This is a genomic window from Xanthomonas sp. NCPPB 3569 (genome assembly GCF_041475645.2).
GTDB lineage: Bacteria > Pseudomonadota > Gammaproteobacteria > Xanthomonadales > Xanthomonadaceae > Xanthomonas > Xanthomonas phaseoli.
The window spans coordinates 2712384-2729528 of record NZ_CM192969.1; the positions used below are offsets into that span (position 1 = coordinate 2712384).

The following is a 17145-nucleotide window of genomic DNA, read 5'->3' on the forward strand; positions in this document are numbered from 1 at the left end:
GGCGATTTGTACGTGAAAGTTATCGGCTACCATGACCGCCCTCCCAGTTCGGTCCACGCACCTTATGCAAACCATCTCGACCACACGCGACCGCTGGATTTGGGTCATCGCGGGGGCCTTGATGGCTGCAACGCTGGGCATGGAGCTGGTGACCCCGCTCGGTTATGCGGTGTGGCTGACCTACTTCGTGGCAGTGGGCGTGACGGTGTTTCAGAACCGGCCGCAGGTGCCGCTCGTCGTGGGCGTGCTGTCGTGTGTCTTGCTGGCGATTGGTTTCCAGCTCGCGCCACCAAGTACCAATTCCAGTTTTTCCTCGGTCAATCGCAGCATTGGCGGCGTGTCGTTCCTGGCAATGGCATTGGTGGTGATGCAGGCGATCCGCGCACGCCGGCAAGCCGAATTCGCACTGTGGCTGCAGCAGGCAGAAAACACGGTCGAGGCCAGTTTGCGCGGCGATCAGGCACCGCAGGAGCTGGCCGACGCCGCGGTGCGCGCACTATGCCAGACACTGGATGCGCAGGTCGGCGCACTGTATCGCATCGAGGGCGACCGTCTGCGACTCACCGGTGGTGCGGCGTTGCCGCCCGATCTGCCGCAGACCCTGCCAACCGCTGCCGGCCAGCTCGGCGAAGTGTTGAAACATGGCACGGTGCGTCGCATCCGCGGCATGGACGCCGGGCATCTGCAGATTGCCTCCGGGCTTGGTCAGAGCAACTGCCAGGAGTTGCTGCTGGCGCCGATCACCGCCGACGACCGGGTGATCGGCATCATCGAACTCGGGCGCGTGACCGACCCACGCACCGCCGGCTCGCGCGAAGACGAACTGCTGGCACGCTGCGGCGAGAACATCGGCCTGGCACTGCGCACCGCATTGCTGCGCGCGCAACTGGTGGCCTTGCTGGAAGAAACCCAGCGCCAGAGCGAGGAACTGCAGACCCAGCAGGAAGAGCTGCGCGTGGCCAACGAGGAACTCGAAGAACAGAGCCGCAGCCTGCAGCAATCGCAAAGCGACCTGGAAGTGCAGCAGGCAGAACTGGAACAGACCAACGTGCAGCTGGAAGAGCGCACGCAGGCGCTTGAGGCGCAAAAGCAGGCCTTGTTAATCGCGCAGAATCAGCTGGTGCGCAACAGCAACGAGTTGTCTGCTGCCTCGCGCTACAAGTCGGAATTCCTGGCCAACATGTCGCACGAGTTGCGCACGCCGCTCAACAGCGCCTTGATCCTGGCCAAGCTGCTGGCCGACAACAAGGACGGCACGCTCAGCGCCGAGCAGGTGAAGTATGCGCAGGCGATCCTGTCGTCCAACAACGACCTGCTGGCGCTGATCAACGACATCCTGGACCTGTCCAAGATCGAAGCCGGACACGTGGAATTGGCCGACGAAACGGTCGTCACCGGATCGGTGCTGCAGCGCCTGCGCGAAACCTTCGAACCGTTGGCGCGGCAGAAGGGCCTGGCATTGGAGATCGCGGCAGCTGCCGGCGCGCCGGCACAGTTGGTCGTGGACAACCAGCGGCTGCAGCAGATCCTGAAGAACCTGCTGGCCAACGCCATCAAGTTCACCGAACACGGCAAGGTCAGCTTGACCGTCCAGGCGCATGCGCCTGGCCGTGTGCGCTTTGCGGTGACCGATACCGGCATCGGCATCGCGCGCGAACAGAGCGAGGTGATCTTCGAAGCGTTCCGTCAGGCCGATGGCAGCACGCGCCGCCGTTATGGCGGTACCGGGTTGGGTCTGTCGATTTCGCGCGACCTGGCGCAACGCATGGGCGGCAGCATCAGTGTGGACAGCGAGCCCGGGCGCGGCAGCTGCTTTACGCTGGAATTGCCGACCGATGGCGCACCTGCGGAAGTGCTTGGCCCTGCCGATGCAGCTGCGAACCCCGTGGTAGCCGCAGTCCCGGCCTCTGGAGCCCACGTGCAACAACGCAACGGCAGCGCGCTGGGTGCGCAATCCGGCGCATCCGGTGGTGCCGTGGCCCACACGATGCCGGTGCCGATCGCATCGCCCAATGCTGCACCGATCCAGCGAGCCGACGACGATCGCGACCAACGCAGCCGCCCCGGCCGGCTAATCCTGGCGGTGGAAGACGACACCCGCTTTGCGCAAGCGCTGGTGGAACTGGCCCACGAACTGGACTTCGATTGCGTGGTGGCCCCCAACGCAGAAGAGGCCCTGCGCCTAGCCGCCGAGCTGCGCCCCAGCGGCATCCTGCTCGACATCGGCTTGCCGGATGCCTCCGGCCTGAGCGTGCTCGAACGCCTCAAGCGCGATCCGGCCACACGCCACGTACCGGTCCACGTGGTGTCGGCGTTGGAACGCAGCCAGATTGCGCTGGAGCTTGGTGCGGTCGGCTACCTGATCAAGCCCGCCACGCGCGAATTGCTGGCCGGGGCGATCCGCCAGCTGGAAGAAACCAACGCACGCGCAGTACGTCGTTTGCTGATCGTCGAAGACGACAGCGCATTGCGCGCGAACCTGCAACTGCTGCTGGCGCGCGACCAGCTGGACATCGTCGCGGTCGGCAGCATTGCCGAGGCGATGGACCAGCTGGCAGGCTCGACATTCGATTGCATGGTCACCGATCTGGCCTTGCCCGACGGCAGCGGCTACGACCTGCTCGAACGCATGGCCGGCAACGATGCGGTCGCCTTTCCGCCCGTGATCGTCTACACCGGGCGCGCGCTGACCCGCGACGAAGAGCAGGGCCTGCGCCGGTATTCCAAGAGCATCATCATCAAGGGCGTGCGCTCGCCGGAACGCCTGCTCGACGAGGTGACGCTGTTCCTGCACAGCGTGGAAGCCTCGCTGCCCAGCGATCAGCAGCGCCTGCTGCGCGAAGCACGCCGCCGCGACGCGGTGCTGGACGGCGCCACCGTGTTGCTGGCCGAAGACGATGTGCGCAACATCTTCGCGCTCTCCAGCGTGCTCGAACCGCTGGGCGTCACGCTGCAGATCGCACGCAATGGCCGCGAGGCGCTGGAGCACCTGGCCAAGCACGAAGTGGACCTGGTCCTGATGGACATCATGATGCCGGAGATGGATGGCATCACCGCGATGCGGCAGATCCGAGCAAACCGTCAATGGCAGGATCTGCCCATCATCGCGCTGACCGCCAAGGCCATGGCCGACGACCGCGAACGTTGCCTGGAAGCCGGCGCCAACGACTACATCGCCAAGCCCATCGACGTGGACAAGCTGGTCTCGCTGTGCCGCGTCTGGTGCTCGCGGCAATGAACCCGGTGGAGCTGTTCGACCTGGAACTGCGCGTGCTGCTGGAAGCGGTCTTCCAGCGCTATCACTACGACTTCCGCGACTATGCGGTGTCGTCGTTGCGGCGGCGCATGCGCCACGCGATGGCGCGTTTCGACTGCGTGCGCGTGGCCGATCTGCAGCACCGTCTGCTGCACGAGCCGGACATCTTTGCGCAGGCGATGCAGTTCTTCACCGTGCAGGTCTCGGAAATGTTCCGCGACCCGGCGTATTTCCGCGTCCTGCGCGAGCATGCGGTGCCGGTATTGCGTACCTATCCCTCGATCAAGCTCTGGGTGGCAGGTTGCAGTACCGGTGAAGAAGTCTGGTCCCTGGCCATCCTGCTGCACGAAGAAGGCCTGCTGGAAAAGGCGGTGATCTACGCCACCGACATCAACCCCGAAGCGCTGGGCATGGCCGAAGCCGGCGCCTATGGGATCGATCGTATTGCGCAGTTCAGCCGCAATTATCTGGACGCCGGTGGCCGCACCTCGCTGTCGGACTACTACACCACCGCTTACGACGGTGCGGTGTTCGACCGCCGCCTGAAACGCAATATCGTGTTCGCCGATCACAGCCTGGCCACCGACACGGTGTTTTCCGAAGTCCACTTGGTGTCGTGCCGCAACGTGCTGATCTATTTCAACCGCAGCTTGCAGGATCGCGCGGTGGGGCTGTTCTACGACGCATTGGTGCATCGCGGATTTCTCGGCTTGGGCAGCAAGGAGTCGCTGCAGTTCGGCGCGCATGCGCAGGCCTTCGAAGCCTGCGCGCGCGAGCAGCGGCTGTATCGGAAGGCCGCATGAGCCGCGCATCTGCAGCCCAGCATTTCGATGCGATCGTGATCGGTGCCTCCGCCGGCGGGGTGATGGCCCTGCAGGCGTTGTTGTCCGGGCTGCCGGCAGATCTGCCGATGCCGGTGCTGGTCGTGCTGCATCTGCCGCGCGACCGCCCCAGTCATATCGCCGAGCTGCTGGATGCGCGCTGCGCGTTGCCGGTGCGCGAGGCCGACGACAAGCAACCGCTGCTGCCCAGCACCGTCACCATCGCCCCGCCCGACTACCACCTGCTGGTGGAAACCCGCGACAGCCTGGCGTTGTCGATGGATGCGCCGGTGTTGTTTTCGCGCCCGGCGATCGACCTGCTGTTCGAATCGGCTGCCGATGTCTTCGGCGAACGCCTGCTGGCGATCCTGCTCACCGGTGCCAGCAGCGACGGCAGCGCCGGGGTGGCTGCGGTGCGTTCGGTGGGCGGTACCGCCTGGATCCAGCGCCCGGATGACGCCGCCGCCTCGCTGATGCCCGCCTCTGCTCTCGCCCACGCCGGCGCCGATGCGGTGCTGACCCTGCAAGCCATCTGCACCCGACTGGAAGCTTTTCACGCATGAACCTCACCGCGACCGGCCTGGCTGCAAGCAGCGACGACTCCGAATCGACCAAGATCCTGATCGTGGACGATGTGCCGCAGAATCTGGTGGCCATGGAAGCGCTGCTGCAACGCGACGGCATCCGCGTGCTGTGCGCAGCCTCCGGTGCGCAGGCGCTGGAACTGCTGCTCGAACACGACGTGGCATTGGCACTGCTGGATGTGCACATGCCGGAAATGGACGGCTTTTCGCTGGCGGAACTGATGCGCGGTTCGCAGCGCACCCGGCACGTGCCGATCATTTTCCTGACCGCCTCGCCGAACGATCCGATGCGCGCTTTCCAGGGTTACGAAACCGGCGCCGTGGATTTTCTGCACAAGCCGATCGAGCCGCACGTCATCCTGAGCAAGGTCAACGTGTTCATCGAGTTGTACCAGCAGCGGCGGCTGCTCAAGGCGAGAAATGCCTCGCTCGAACGCGCGCTCACGCTCAACGAAACCATGATGGCCGTGCTCACCCACGATCTGCGCACACCGCTGTCGGTGATCCTGTTGTGCGCCGACAAACTCGGCCTGGATGTCGATGCCGACAGCTCGGCGGCGCGCACGCTGGAACACCTGGAAAACAGCGCGCACCGGATGTCGCGCATGGTCGAGCAATTGCTGGATTTTTCGCGCCTGCGCACCGATGGTTTGCCGATGCAGTTCGGCCCGTGCAACCTTGGCGAGGTGGTGCACAGCGTGGTGGGCGAAGTGGCGCAGGCCAACCCGCACACCACCATCGACCTGCGCACCGAGGGCGACCTGGATGGCGATGGCGATGGCGACCGGTTGGCGCAGGTCGTGTCCAATCTGGTCGGCAATGCCGTCCTGCATGGCGGACGCCATCCGGTGCAGGTGCATCTGGATGGACGCGAACACGACACCCTGCGCCTGTCGGTGCGCAACGCCGGCAGCATTCCCGACAGCCTGATGCCGCGTCTGTTCGAGCCGTTCAAGGCCAGCTTCCATGCCAGCCAGGGATTGGGACTGGGCCTGTTCATCGCCGACCAGTTCGTCAAGGCTCACGGCGGCACGCTGCAGGCGCGCAACGAGGACGGCGACGTGGTCTTCGAAGCACGCCTGCGCCGCCACAACCTGGCCGCCTGACCGCGGCACTTTGCCGGCAACTGCAGTGCCGGTGCGCACGCAGATGTAAGACCAACGCATCTTGGCCGATGCATTGCCGCGGCCTCCAGCAAGAGGCTAGCAGTGCGCTGCCATCGATCGGCCCACGACAGATCCGCCGCCCCGCGCCAGCGAGCCCGACAGCCAGGGCATTGGCAGAACGCCTGGCTGCCCGGGTGACAGCCAACTCAAGCAGTGCCGTCGCGCACCATGCACCGTATGCTCGTGCGGCCAGCGCGCTGGACGCACGCTCCTGCCCCACTGCTCTCCGGTTGTTGGTCGTACCAGACATTCCTTGGTCATCCTCGGGTGCACACCATGCACCCCATCTGCGGAGGTGGTTATGTCGTATATCGATGGTTTTGTACTTGCCGTCCCTACAGCCAACAAAGACGCATTCATCGCGCATGCCCGCATGGGCGATGCGGTCATCATGGAATACGGCGCGCTGCGTGTGGTGGAGTGTTGGGGTGACGATGTCCAACCGGGGCAATGGACCGACTTCTATCGCGCAGTCGATGCCACCGCCGAAGAGACGGTGGTGTTTTCCTGGATCGAATGGCCGGACAAGGCCACCCGCGATGAGGGCATGCGCAAGATGATGGAAGACCCACGCATGGACCCGTCGGTCAATCCGATGCCATTCGACGGCAAGCGCATGGTCTACGGTGGCTTCGTGCCGATCGTGGCGTTGGGCCAATCGGCTTGAGCGTTGCAGCGCACGGCGGCCCGCAGGACGTTGGCCAGGCCTGCGCAGGCTGGTGCTGCCGCTGGCAGTGGGCACGGAATCTTTTGTGGTGATCGCTACACTGGGCGCATGCAGCATGCGCGGCCAGCGATGGCCGGAGACAGCGCAGGCAGTACCGCCGACTGGAGACCCACATGACCGACGCACCACTGCTGATCGCCTGCCCGAGTTGCGCTGCGATGAACCGCATTGCGCCTACGCGCCTGCGCGATGCACCCAACTGCGGCAGCTGCCATCGCCCGCTGTTCCTGGGGACGCCGGTGGCGTTGTCGGCTGCGGATTTCGACAAGCATGCGCTACGCAGTGCACTGCCGCTGGTGGTGGACTTCTGGGCGCCCTGGTGTGGGCCATGCATGAGCATGGCGCCGCAATTTGCCGCAGCCGCCGCAGCATTGGAACCGCAGGTGCGCCTGGCCAAGGTGGATACCGACCTGCATCCGGCGCTGGGCACGCGCTTTGGCATCCGCAGCATTCCCACCTTGCTGGTCATCCAGGGTGGGCAGGAACTGGGCCGTCATTCCGGCGCGGTGAGCAGCGCGCAAATCGTCAACTGGGTGCGCTCTGTCCTGAGCAAGCGGTGACGCAACCCGAAGGCCAGCTGCACATGCACACAGCTGGCCTCTCCACCTGCAGGAAACATCACTGCGGCGCAGACGCCGCAGAGACTGCGATCAGGCGATCAACCCGTTACTGCCAGTTGACGTTGACCGACACCCCAACCACACGCGGCTCGTTGTAGACCGCGGCCATGTAGTTTTCGATCACGCCCTTGAGATTCTTTTCGTTGGTGATGTTGCGCGCGAACGCCGCCACTTCCCACGCACCGTAGCCACCGGTGTAACCCAGCTTGAGGCCACCTTCGAAATTGCCGTCGGAGCGGAATTCGGTGGAATCGTACAGCACGAAGCTGGTCTGGCCTTGCTTGTTCCAGTCGGTGGACACGAAGAACGCGCCGTCGTTGCCCACCGGGATGTCGTAGCGCGCGGCCAGGTTGAGGTTGTACTTGGGCGCGTTGGGCAGCGGGTTGCCGTCGATCTGGGCGAAGGTGTTGGCACCGACGCGGATGGTCGGGTCGTTGACGGTGCACACCACCACGCCATTGAGCGCGCAGGCCTGCGCATAGACGCGTTTATCGTGGATTTCGCTGTGCAACAGGCTCAGGCCGGCGGTGATCGACAGGTTGGAAATCGGGCGCCAGTCCAGATCCGCTTCCATGCCGTAGGCCTTGGCCTTGTCGGCATTGAACAGCACGCCATTGCCGTCCGAGTCGTTGCCGTTGAGCTGGATATCGTCGACCGTGTAGGTGAATCCGCTGACATTCAGGCGCAGGCGGTTCTCGAACAGGCTGCTCTTGATGCCCGCTTCCCAGGACAGGATGGTTTCCGAATCGGCAGTGGTGAAATCGGAATTGAACACCGCGCTGCGGCCCTGGATGGTGGGGCCGCGGAAACCGCGCGCCACGCGCGCATACACGCTCAGCTGCGGGTCGATCTCATACATCGCGCTCAGATCCCAGCTGGGCTGGGTGTCGGACATGCGCACATCGCGGCGGCCGCGGTAGGTCACCACCCCGGCCGCGGTGTCGGCGGTCTTGAGCAGACGGGTTTCCTTGCTGTCCCTGGTCTGGCGGATGCCGGCGGTCAGCGTCAGCGCGTCGGTGGCTTTGTAACTGAGCTGCCCGAAGCCGGCCCACGAGGTATTGGTATTGCGCAGGCGCACCCAGTTATTCGGGTTGCGCGCGGCGGTCTGCAGGAAATAGGCACGCTGGTAGAAATCGGTGGTGTCGCGGCCGTCGAAGTAGAACGCGCCCACCTGCCACTGCAGGGCCTGCTCGCCTTCGCTGGCCAGGCGTAATTCCTGCGTGTACTGATCCAGGTCGCGGATCTGTCCCATCGACTGGCCAAAGCCGTTCGGCACGCCATTGACCGGGTAATTGGCGGCAGCACCGCCATCGGTGTCGCCACGGCTGTAGCCGGAAGTGGTTTCGTAGGCGGTGATGGAGGTCAGCGACACGCCACCGAAGTCGTAAATCGCCTTGAGCGAGCCGCCATCGGTTTGATACGCCTGCGGGTTGTCGTGCCCCTCATCGTAGGCCACGCGGTCGCGCGGCACGTCCACCTTGTCGCTGCCACGTGTGATCGCGTTGCGCAGGAACAAGGTGGAGGTGCCGTCATAGTCGCGCGTGTGCACCGAGCCCAGCAGCGAAAACGCATCGTTGGGCTTGAGCAGCAACTGCAGGCGCGCGTTGCGGTCGTTGTAACCGCCCATCGCGTCCTTGCGTGGCGTGCGCGTGCCGTCGGCGCTGCTGCCGGCAAAGGTGTTGTCCACCCAATCGTCGCGGTGCTGGTACAACGCCGATACGCGGAACGACAGCACGTCGTTGATGGGACCACCGAAGCCGCCATCCAGCGAGAGCGTGTTGTAGCTGCCGTAGCTGGCATTGACGCGGCCGATGTAGGTGTCGCTGGGCTTGACCGTATCGAACTTGACGATGCCGGCGGTGGTATTGCGGCCGAACAGCGTGCCTTGCGGGCCACGCAGCACTTCGACCTGATCCACGTCATAGACCGGATTGGATTTGAGCACGACATGCTCCAGCACCACATCGTCCTGGATGATGGACACCGGCTGCGAGGCACCCAGGTAGAAATCGATATTGCCCAGGCCACGGATATAGAAACGCGGGAAGATGCGCCCGGTGGTGGTTTCGGCATAGAAGCCCGGCACGCGGCCGGAAAGCGCCAGCAGCGTGTCATCGCCACCGGCGGTGAAGTCGCGCATCGCTGCGCCCTGCACCACGCCAACCGAGACCGGCACGTCCTGTAGGTTCTGCTCGCGGTGCTCGGCGGTGACGGTGACCGTGTCCAGCGCGGTCGGGCTGGCTTCGCCCTGGGCCGCCGGCGCTTGCTGCGCAGACGCGGTTGCCGCCAACGAGGCAAGCAACAGGCCGGCGCAGGCACGTGCGAGCGGCGTGCGCTGCACGGCGGCGCGGCGGCGCGCAGCGACCTGTGCACGAGCGGACACCGGCGACGGGAGGACAGGCGAGTACAACGACATGCGGATTGATCCTAAGTAGTGAAGCGAGGTGATGACACAGCGTCGGAGCCGTTTGGCACGGCACGCCTGATGGCGGCGCCGCGTGGCGCCGCGTGGCGCCGCGCGCACGATATGTCAGCAATGTTGCAGCGAAGTGGCAACACCCGATCCACCCACTCCGCTACACGCATGGAGGCATGCCGCCACGCAGCGCTGGCATCGCAAAACGTCATGCCACGCCGCCTTGCGTGCTGTCATGCTGGTGTCTTGCTGGCGTTGCGCCAGGGCATGGCACAAGGGGATCTCTTGAAACGACTCGCATGGTTGGCCGGCCTGCTGGCTGCAGTGAGCTGTCCGCTGGCGCATGCCGGCACCGCGTTGATCACGCAGATCGAGTACCAGGGCGACGATGGCGGCCCGGTGCCAACCGCCGCGCAGTACCGCAATCCGGTCGTGGCCGGTTTCCATCCGGACCCATCGGCGGTGCGGGTCGGCGACGATTTCTACTTGGTCAATTCCAGTTTCGGCTACTTCCCCGGCCTGCCGGTCTTCAAGAGCAGCGACCTGGTGCACTGGAACCAGATCGGCAACGCGATCGACCGTGCAACCCAGATCGACTACGGCAACGACGAACTGACCCGCGGTCTGTTTGCCGCCAGCATCAGCTACCACGCCGGCACCTTCTATATCGCCAATACCTGTTTCTACTGCGATGGCGGCAATTTCCTGATCACCGCCACCGATCCGGCCGGGCCATGGTCCGATCCGATCTGGCTGGACGCCAAGGGCATCGACCCCTCGCTGTTTTTCGATGACGATGGCAGCGCCTGGCTGGTCAACAACGACGTGCCGGCCGGCAAGATGCGCTACGACGGGCACCGCGCCATCTGGCTGCAGCAGCTGGATCTGGCCAGCATGAAGTTGGTCGGCACCCGTCAGGTGATCGTGGATTCCGGCTTCAAGCCGGCGACCAATCCCGAACACATCGAAGGCCCGCACCTGTTCCGCCGCGATGGCTACTACTACCTCACCGCAGCCGAAGGCGGCACCGGCGAGCAGCATGCGCAGATGATCTACCGCAGCCGCCAGATCACCGGGCCATACGAAACCTGGAGCGGCAATCCGGTCCTCACCCAACGCGACCTGGACCCATTGCGCACTGCGCCGATCACCTCGGCCGGGCATGCGCAGTTCGTCGAACTCAAGGACGGCACATGGTGGGCGGTATTTCTCGCGACGCGCCCTTACCAGGGCAATCACTACAACGTGGGCCGGGAAACCTTCCTGTTGCCGGTGCAGTGGCGCGATGGCTGGCCGGTGGTGCTGCCGCACGGCGCCGCGGTCCCTGCGGTGGCTGCGCGCCCACCCTTGCCGGCGGGCACGCAGGCCCTGCCGACCACCGGGCCGATGCAGTGGAGCGAGCGCTTCGGGGATGCGCGCGTGCCGATGCAATGGATGACCATCCACCCACCAACGACGTCGTGGTATCAGCCCGGCGCGCAAGGCTTGCGCGTGACCCCGGCCAAGATTGCGCTAGGCGATATCGGACGTGGTCAGCCGGCCTATCTGGGTCATCGCCTGCAGCATCATCACGCCACCTTGGTCGCCAGCGTGGATGGCAGCGCGCTGGCACCGGGCGAACAGGCCGGTCTTGCGATCGTGGCCAAGGAGAGCAATTTCCTGGCAGCAATGCTGGTGCGCGAAGCCAGCGGCGCTGCGGTGGTGCTGTATCGCCGCGCCGGACCGCAGCAGCCCGGCACCGGCACCGAACTGGCACGCGCGCCACTGCCCGATGCCACGCAACCGGTGAAACTGCGCTTTGCGCTGGATGCCGCACGCGTGCACGTGGATTACGCCGTCGGCCAGGGGCAGTGGCAGACGCTGCTCGAACAAGGCGATGCGAGCGTGCTCAGCACCGAGACGGCCGGCGGCTTTCTCGGCGCCACGTTCGGGCCGTACGCGTATGCGCGCTGAGCGGCGTGCAGGAACGGCGCTGCACGCCTGGTGCATGCGTGGTCCGGGCGCCGGCCGCGCCCACCCCGCAGCCACGCATGTGCGTTTGGGGCCGCCTTAACGCCCTACGCCCGCGCCAGGACGCTGCTGTCGAGCATCTGCCCCACCGTGTTGAGCAGATCGTTGAGGCTGAAAGGCTTGGGCAGCAAGGCCATGCCCTCTGCCAGAAATTCCTGCCGCGTGACCGCGTTTTCGGCGTAGCCGGTAATGAACAGGATCGGCAGGCCCGGGCGTAGCGTGCGCGCCACATCGGCCATGTCGCGCCCGTTCATGCCGGGCAGGCCGACATCGGAAACCACCAGATCGATGTGCACCTCGGTGCGCAAGTGTTCCAGCGCGCCGTTGGCATCCTCGGCTTCGATGACCTGGTAGCCGGCATCGCCGAGCACTTCGCTCACCATCATGCGCACCACATCGGTGTCGTCTACCAGCAAGATGCGCTCGTTGCGCGTGCGCGGCGCGCTGGGCGGCGGTGCCGGCAGCATCTCGTTGGCCGAGAGCCCGCGCGGCAGCAGTAGCGCCACCGTGGTGCCATGCCCCACCTCGCTGGTGATGCGCGCGGTGCCGCCGGATTGACGTGCGAACCCGTAGGTCATCGACAGGCCAAGACCGGTGCCTTCGCCGATGGGTTTGGTGGTGAAAAACGGCTCGAACACCTGGTCGAGAATGGCCGGCTCGATCCCGCTCCCGTTGTCGATCACCTTCACCGCGACATAGTCGCCATCGTCCAGTTCCGGATCGTTGTGCGCGGTGTAGGCCGCACTCTGGATGCGGATGGTGCCCTGCCCTTTCAAGGCATCGCGCGCATTGATGACCAGGTTGAGCACCACGTTTTCGAGCTGGTTGGCATCGGCAACGGCCACCAGCGGCGTGGAGGCAAGATCCAGCTCCAGCGCGATGTTTTCGCCGATCGAGCGCTGCAGCATGTCTTCCAGCGAACGCACACGGGTGTTGACGTCGAACGGCTGCGCGTCCAGCGATTGCTTGCGTGCGAACGCGAGCATGCGCTGGGTCAGCGCAGCGGCGCGGTGGGCAGAGCCGGTGGCGATTTCGGCCAGGCGCGGCACCCGTTCGATGCGGTTGGATTCCACTGCGAGCTGGATCATGTCCAACCCGGAAATGATGCTGGTCAGCAGGTTGTTGAAGTCGTGCGCGATGCCACCGGTGAGCTTGCCCAGCGCTTCCATCTTCTGCGCCTGCAGCAACTGGATTTCGGTGTGCTGGCGCTGCGCGATCTGATGCGCGAGCTCGCTGGTGGCGGTATCCAGTTCCTGGCGCTGCTCGCGCTCGCGCAGGCGCTGCTCGGTGACGTCTTCCACCAGCAACAGTCCCAGATCCGGCTCGCGGTAGGGCGACACCCGCCATTCGGTTTCGCAGAGCTTGCCATCGCGCAGCAGCGACAAGGTGCCGCTCCAGCGCTCGCGTTGCGCCAACGCTGTGGTCAGTGCGTGGACGGCGGCGGCCTGATCCAACCCGGCAGCGCGGATCGCGGCGCCGGGTGTGGCGCTACCGATCAGGCGCTGGAACGCGGCATTGGCCTGGTGCATGTGCAGGTTGGCGTCCACGACCGCAATCGGTGCGCTGATGTGTTCGAAGATCTCGCGGAAACGCGCCTCGCTGATCCGCAACGCCTCCTCGGCACGGCGTGCGCGCAACAGCGTGCGCAACGTGGCCAGCAACACGTTGGGGTCGACCGGATGGATCAGGTAGGCATCGGCACCGGCATCCAGCCCGGTGATCATGTCGCCGGTGGCGATCGAGGCCGCCGAGACATGCACCACCGGCAGCAACGCGGTGCGCGGCTCGGCACGCAGCGTCCGCACGATATCGAAGCCGCTCATGTCCGGCAGGTTGACGTCCAGCACCACCGCAGAAAACGTCTGCGCGGCCAGTTTGGCAAGACCCTCGGTCCCGGTGCCGGCTTCTTCGACCACGAACTGATGGTGTTCGAGCACGCGCCGCACCGAATAACGCGTCACCGCGTTGTCGTCGACGACCAGAATGTGGTGCTTACTGCCCACGTGTCTCCTCCGCTGCCAGCGTCACCGGCAGCACCACGTAAAATTCGGAACCCTGCCCGACCACGCTGTTGATCCCCACCCGGCCGCCCAGCAATTCGGCGAACCGTTTGCAGATCGACAACCCCAGGCCGGTGCCGGTCAGGCGTTTTTGCAGCGGCGAGTCCACCTGTACGAAATCTTCGAACAAGGCCTCGTGAAGCTCGGCCGCAATGCCGATGCCGGTGTCCTGCACGCCAAAGCGTACATGGCTGTCGCCTTCCAGCTGCGCGAACACGCGCACCTGCCCCTGCGGGGTGAACTTGAGCGCGTTGGAAATGAAATTGCGCAGGATCTGCGCCAGCTTCTTGTCGTCGGTATAGAGCAGCGGCAGCACCGGCGGATCCTCGAAGATCAACGTGGTATTGCCCACATCGGTGAGCGGACGGAACATGCCGCGCAGCGCCGCGAACAGGTCCATCAGGTCGAACCAGCCCGGCGAAATGGTGATGCGCCCGGCCTCGATCTTGGCCAGGTCCAGCAGGTCGTCCACCATCTCGGTGAGCTCGCGCGCCGAACCGCTGACAAAGCGCACCTGCTTGAGCTGCTCGGCATTGAGCGGCCCGTCCATGCCATCCTCCAGCAGCCGGGTGATGCTCAGGATCGAGCCTAGCGGGGTACGGAACTCGTGACTCATGTACGACAGGAAGCGGCTCTTGAGTTCGGACACCTCGCGCAGCTGTTCGGCCTGCTGGTCGAGCTCGGCATACAAGGCCAGCACGCCCTGGTTGGTTTCTTCCAGCTCTTCGCGCAAGGCCTGGTTCTGCTGACGCAAGCTTTCAAGTTCAGCCATCGCCTCGGCTGCCGGCATCTCGGTGGTCGAATTCATTGCATGCCTCCTAAGCGCATGACGAACACGCAGCAATCGTCGCGGCCGCGCGCGTAATCGCGTGCCAGCACCGCGGCAATGATGCGTGGATGGCGCGACAGCAGGCCCGGGTGATCGCGCAGGGTCCAGCGCGATTGCAGGCCGTCGCTGTGCATGATGAGCAACTTGCCGGCGGCGTGTGGAAAGTCGAACGGTTGCGCCTTGCGGAACTGGACCCCGACGATGCCCGGGTGCGAGGGCATGCCGCGCACACCATCGCCATCGCACAACGAAGCGACGATATTGCCCACCCCGGCAAAGCGCGCCTGGCCGCTGCCGGCATCGAACTGCATGACCGCCGCCGCACCGCCGCGCGTGCCGCTCATGCCGGCATGCAGGCGGGCGATGCGTTCGCCCGGCTCGCCACGGGCCGTTGCAGCAGCGCGCGTGCCGGCATCGGCTGCATCGGCCGCCCCGGCTCCATGGCCCAGGCCGTCGATCATGCTCACGGTCACCCGTTGCGCCTCGATCGCCAAATGCCAGCCATCGCCGCACACCGTTTCGTTCTGCAGCGGCATACGCAGCGCGCCGTAGGGCAGATCGGGCGTGCTCTCGGCATCGGCATACACGCGTGCCAGGACCACGGCCCCCCGCGCATCGGAATAGGCATCCAGCAAGGCGGCATGTCGCTGTACCGTGCCCAGGCCATTGCCAGGCGTGCTGCCGGTGGAGTACCCGTCCGGCAGGCAATCGGCCAGCACGAATCCGCGCCCCTGATCGAGCGTGCACAGCTCGATGCCCAGGCCATCGCGGCCGGCGACGCTGCACAGCTGCATCTGCCCGCCACCGGCATGGTTGAGCAAGTTGGTGCACAACTCGGTCGCCACCAAGGCCACGCGCCCACAGCCGTCCTCATCGAAACCGCAGGCCTGTGCAAGCGCCACCGCTTCGCGACGCACCTGCCCCACCTGGGTACCCTCTTCGACGCGGATCACCTGGGTGAGCGCGCCGGTCATGGTTACTTCCATTTGGTGATGGTGATGCGGGTGCCCTTGCCGGCTGCGCTATCGAGCACGAAATCGTCCACCAGCCGCCGGCTGCCGGACAATCCCAGCCCCAGGCCATTGCCGGAGGTCCAGCCGTCGGTCAGCGCAAGTTCCAGGTCTGCAATGCCCGGGCCCTGGTCGCGGAACGTCAGCTGCACACCCTTGCGGATGCCGCTTTCGACCAATGCCCAGTCCATGTCGCCACCACCACCGTAGATCACGGTATTGCGCGCCAGCTCGCTGGCCGCAGTGACCAGCTTGGTCTGATCGACCAGGCGCAGCCCGCACTGCACTACCAGCTTGCGCACGGTCTGCCGCGCCAGCACCACGTCCTGCTCGGTGCGCACCGGCTGCGAGCCGGCCGTCATGGAGCCGCATCGGGTTGTTGCAGCAGTCGCATGCCGCGCTCGACATCGAGCGCGGTGCGCACCGACGGCAAGGTCAGCCCCAACTCCACCAGGGTGATCGCCACCGCCGGCTGCATGCCCACCACCACGGTTTGCGCACCCATCAGCGTCGCCAGTCCGGAAATGGTGCTGATCATGCGACCGATGAACGAGTCGACGATGTCCAGCGCGGAAATGTCGATCAACACCCCACGCGCAGAGGTGGCGCTGATCTTCTCGGACAGGTCGTCTTGCAGTTGCAGCGCCAGCTGGTCGTGCATGTCGACCTGGATGGTGACCAGCAACAGATGGCCCATCCGCAGGATCGGAATACGCTCCATGTCAGTCTGCCTTGCTGACGGCAACGCCGGTGCGCTTGAGCGCCAGCGCCAAGGCATCGGCCAGGTTGGCCTTGGTCACGATCCCCTGCAGGTCCAGGCCCAGATGCACGATGGTCTGCGCAATCTGCGGGCGCACGCCGCTGATGATGGCGTCGGCCCCCATCAGCCGGATCGCGGTCACGGTCTTGAGCAGATGCTGCGCCACCAGGGTGTCCACGGTGGGCACGCCGGTGATGTCGATGATGGCGATTTCCGAGCCGGTGTCGACAATGCGCTGCAACAGCGATTCCATCACCACCTGGGTGCGCTGCGAATCCAGTGTACCGATCATCGGCAGTGCCAGCACGCCCTCCCACAGCTTCACCACCGGGGTGGACAGCTCCAGCATCTCTTCCTGCTGACGCACGATGATGTCTTCGCGGGTCTTCTGGAAAACCTTCACGGTGTACAAGCCCAGGCGGTCGAGCAATTCCGATAACGCCCACAACTGCTTGCCCAGTTCGTCCGGGCTACTGGCGTATTCGCGCTGCACCAGCGCAAACAACACGCGCTTGAGCGAAAAGATGAAGTTGGCGGTTTCCTGCGAATCGAAACCGCGCGTGGCGCGGTCGCGCGAGAGATTTTCCAGGAAGCGACGCACCTCGCTCCATTCGGCACTGTCCAGGCTGCTACCGTCGTGCTTCAACGAGGCCACCAGCAAGCGCAGGAATTCGCCAGCCTGCGCTTCGAACTCCTGCCGCGACAGACGCGCATCGTTGCCCAGGCTGGACTCCAACCATGCGGCCAACAACGCGTGTTCCTGGCCACCAATCGCATCGATCGAGCGCTGCTGCAATGCCACCATGAGATCACCCACCAAAAGAAGAGAGGTTGGGCATGCGGGCTGGACTGCGCCCGACCGACGCGGCGCCCCCACGCCGATGCG

Annotated in this window: 14 protein-coding genes; 7 read left to right on the plus strand and 7 right to left on the minus strand. The window is 65.2% G+C overall.

What is annotated here, in order from left to right; genetic code table 11:
- The first annotated feature begins 64 nt into the window (after positions 1-64).
- From ACCQ03_RS11935 to trxC, 6 genes are all read left to right on the plus strand, one after another.
- Positions 65-3238 (plus strand): response regulator, encoded by a 3174-nt coding sequence (locus ACCQ03_RS11935; RefSeq protein ID WP_209225438.1) that lies wholly within the window; start codon positions 65-67, stop codon positions 3236-3238.
- The gene (locus tag ACCQ03_RS11940; RefSeq protein ID WP_170922300.1) at positions 3211-4059 is read left to right on the plus strand and encodes a CheR family methyltransferase; all 849 of its coding nucleotides are present in this window, start codon (positions 3211-3213) and stop codon (positions 4057-4059) included. The genes ACCQ03_RS11935 and ACCQ03_RS11940 overlap by 28 nt, the downstream gene beginning before the upstream one ends.
- Positions 4056-4640, plus strand: a complete 585-nt coding sequence (locus ACCQ03_RS11945; RefSeq protein WP_057679870.1) for a chemotaxis protein CheB — start codon at positions 4056-4058, stop codon at positions 4638-4640. The genes ACCQ03_RS11940 and ACCQ03_RS11945 overlap by 4 nt, the downstream gene beginning before the upstream one ends.
- Positions 4637-5767, plus strand: coding sequence for a hybrid sensor histidine kinase/response regulator (locus ACCQ03_RS11950; protein WP_017158000.1), 1131 nt, complete (start codon positions 4637-4639; stop codon positions 5765-5767). The genes ACCQ03_RS11945 and ACCQ03_RS11950 overlap by 4 nt, the downstream gene beginning before the upstream one ends.
- A 361-nt stretch (positions 5768-6128) precedes the next feature.
- The gene (locus ACCQ03_RS11955; protein ID WP_039569667.1) at positions 6129-6494 is read left to right on the plus strand and encodes a DUF1428 domain-containing protein; all 366 of its coding nucleotides are present in this window, start codon (positions 6129-6131) and stop codon (positions 6492-6494) included.
- Between the two features lie 173 nt (positions 6495-6667).
- On the plus strand, positions 6668-7114 hold the full coding sequence (gene trxC, locus ACCQ03_RS11960) for a thioredoxin TrxC (RefSeq protein WP_057679869.1): 447 nt from the start codon (positions 6668-6670) through the stop codon (positions 7112-7114).
- A gap of 106 nt (positions 7115-7220) precedes the next feature.
- On the opposite strand, the gene ACCQ03_RS11965 is transcribed toward trxC, so the two are convergent.
- A complete protein-coding gene (locus ACCQ03_RS11965; protein ID WP_209225440.1) occupies positions 7221-9590 on the minus strand; it encodes a TonB-dependent receptor in 2370 nt (789 codons plus the stop codon).
- 246 nt (positions 9591-9836) lie between these two features.
- Between ACCQ03_RS11965 and ACCQ03_RS11970 the strand changes: the two genes are divergently transcribed.
- On the plus strand, positions 9837-11543 hold the full coding sequence (locus tag ACCQ03_RS11970; protein ID WP_209225468.1) for a glycoside hydrolase family 43 protein: 1707 nt from the start codon (positions 9837-9839) through the stop codon (positions 11541-11543).
- Between the two features lie 104 nt (positions 11544-11647).
- Here ACCQ03_RS11970 and ACCQ03_RS11975 read toward each other — a convergent pair whose 3' ends face one another.
- The 6 genes from ACCQ03_RS11975 to ACCQ03_RS12000 are packed head-to-tail and all read right to left on the minus strand — an operon-like array spanning position 11648 to position 17064.
- Positions 11648-13603, minus strand: a complete 1956-nt coding sequence (locus ACCQ03_RS11975; protein WP_039583397.1) for a response regulator — start codon at positions 13601-13603, stop codon at positions 11648-11650.
- Positions 13593-14468: a sensor histidine kinase gene (locus ACCQ03_RS11980; RefSeq protein WP_017156593.1), complete on the minus strand. Its 876-nt coding sequence runs from the start codon at positions 14466-14468 to the stop codon at positions 13593-13595. Before ACCQ03_RS11980 ends, ACCQ03_RS11975 begins: the two co-directional genes overlap by 11 nt.
- Complete coding sequence (locus ACCQ03_RS11985) at positions 14465-15463, minus strand: ATP-binding protein (protein WP_081022818.1); 999 nt, start codon at positions 15461-15463, stop codon at positions 14465-14467. The genes ACCQ03_RS11980 and ACCQ03_RS11985 overlap by 4 nt, the downstream gene beginning before the upstream one ends.
- Positions 15464-15465: 2 nt before the next feature.
- Positions 15466-15861 carry an ATP-binding protein gene (locus ACCQ03_RS11990; protein WP_017156591.1) on the minus strand — a complete coding sequence of 132 codons (396 nt, stop codon included), beginning with the start codon at positions 15859-15861 and terminating at the stop codon, positions 15466-15468.
- Positions 15858-16220 carry an STAS domain-containing protein gene (locus ACCQ03_RS11995; protein WP_003484273.1) on the minus strand — a complete coding sequence of 121 codons (363 nt, stop codon included), beginning with the start codon at positions 16218-16220 and terminating at the stop codon, positions 15858-15860. Before ACCQ03_RS11995 ends, ACCQ03_RS11990 begins: the two co-directional genes overlap by 4 nt.
- A 1-nt stretch (position 16221) precedes the next feature.
- A complete protein-coding gene (locus ACCQ03_RS12000; RefSeq protein ID WP_017159688.1) occupies positions 16222-17064 on the minus strand; it encodes an STAS domain-containing protein in 843 nt (280 codons plus the stop codon).
- Positions 17065-17145: the final 81 nt, after the last annotated feature.

Bases quoted from the DNA above. Each gene is read 5' to 3' on its own strand.
- ACCQ03_RS11935 (WP_209225438.1), top strand. From the start codon at position 65: ATGCAAACCATCTCGACCACACGCGACCGCTGGATTTGGGTCATCGCG.
- ACCQ03_RS11945 (WP_057679870.1), top strand. From the start codon at position 4,056: ATGAGCCGCGCATCTGCAGCCCAGCATTTCGATGCGATCGTGATCGGT.
- ACCQ03_RS11950 (WP_017158000.1), top strand. From the start codon at position 4,637: ATGAACCTCACCGCGACCGGCCTGGCTGCAAGCAGCGACGACTCCGAA.
- ACCQ03_RS11955 (WP_039569667.1), top strand. From the start codon at position 6,129: ATGTCGTATATCGATGGTTTTGTACTTGCCGTCCCTACAGCCAACAAA.
- trxC (WP_057679869.1), top strand. From the start codon at position 6,668: ATGACCGACGCACCACTGCTGATCGCCTGCCCGAGTTGCGCTGCGATG.
- ACCQ03_RS11965 (WP_209225440.1), bottom strand. From the start codon at position 9,590: ATGTCGTTGTACTCGCCTGTCCTCCCGTCGCCGGTGTCCGCTCGTGCA.
- ACCQ03_RS11980 (WP_017156593.1), bottom strand. From the start codon at position 14,468: ATGAATTCGACCACCGAGATGCCGGCAGCCGAGGCGATGGCTGAACTT.
- ACCQ03_RS11985 (WP_081022818.1), bottom strand. From the start codon at position 15,463: ATGACCGGCGCGCTCACCCAGGTGATCCGCGTCGAAGAGGGTACCCAG.
- ACCQ03_RS11990 (WP_017156591.1), bottom strand. From the start codon at position 15,861: ATGACGGCCGGCTCGCAGCCGGTGCGCACCGAGCAGGACGTGGTGCTG.
- ACCQ03_RS11995 (WP_003484273.1), bottom strand. From the start codon at position 16,220: ATGGAGCGTATTCCGATCCTGCGGATGGGCCATCTGTTGCTGGTCACC.
- ACCQ03_RS12000 (WP_017159688.1), bottom strand. From the start codon at position 17,064: ATGGTGGCATTGCAGCAGCGCTCGATCGATGCGATTGGTGGCCAGGAA.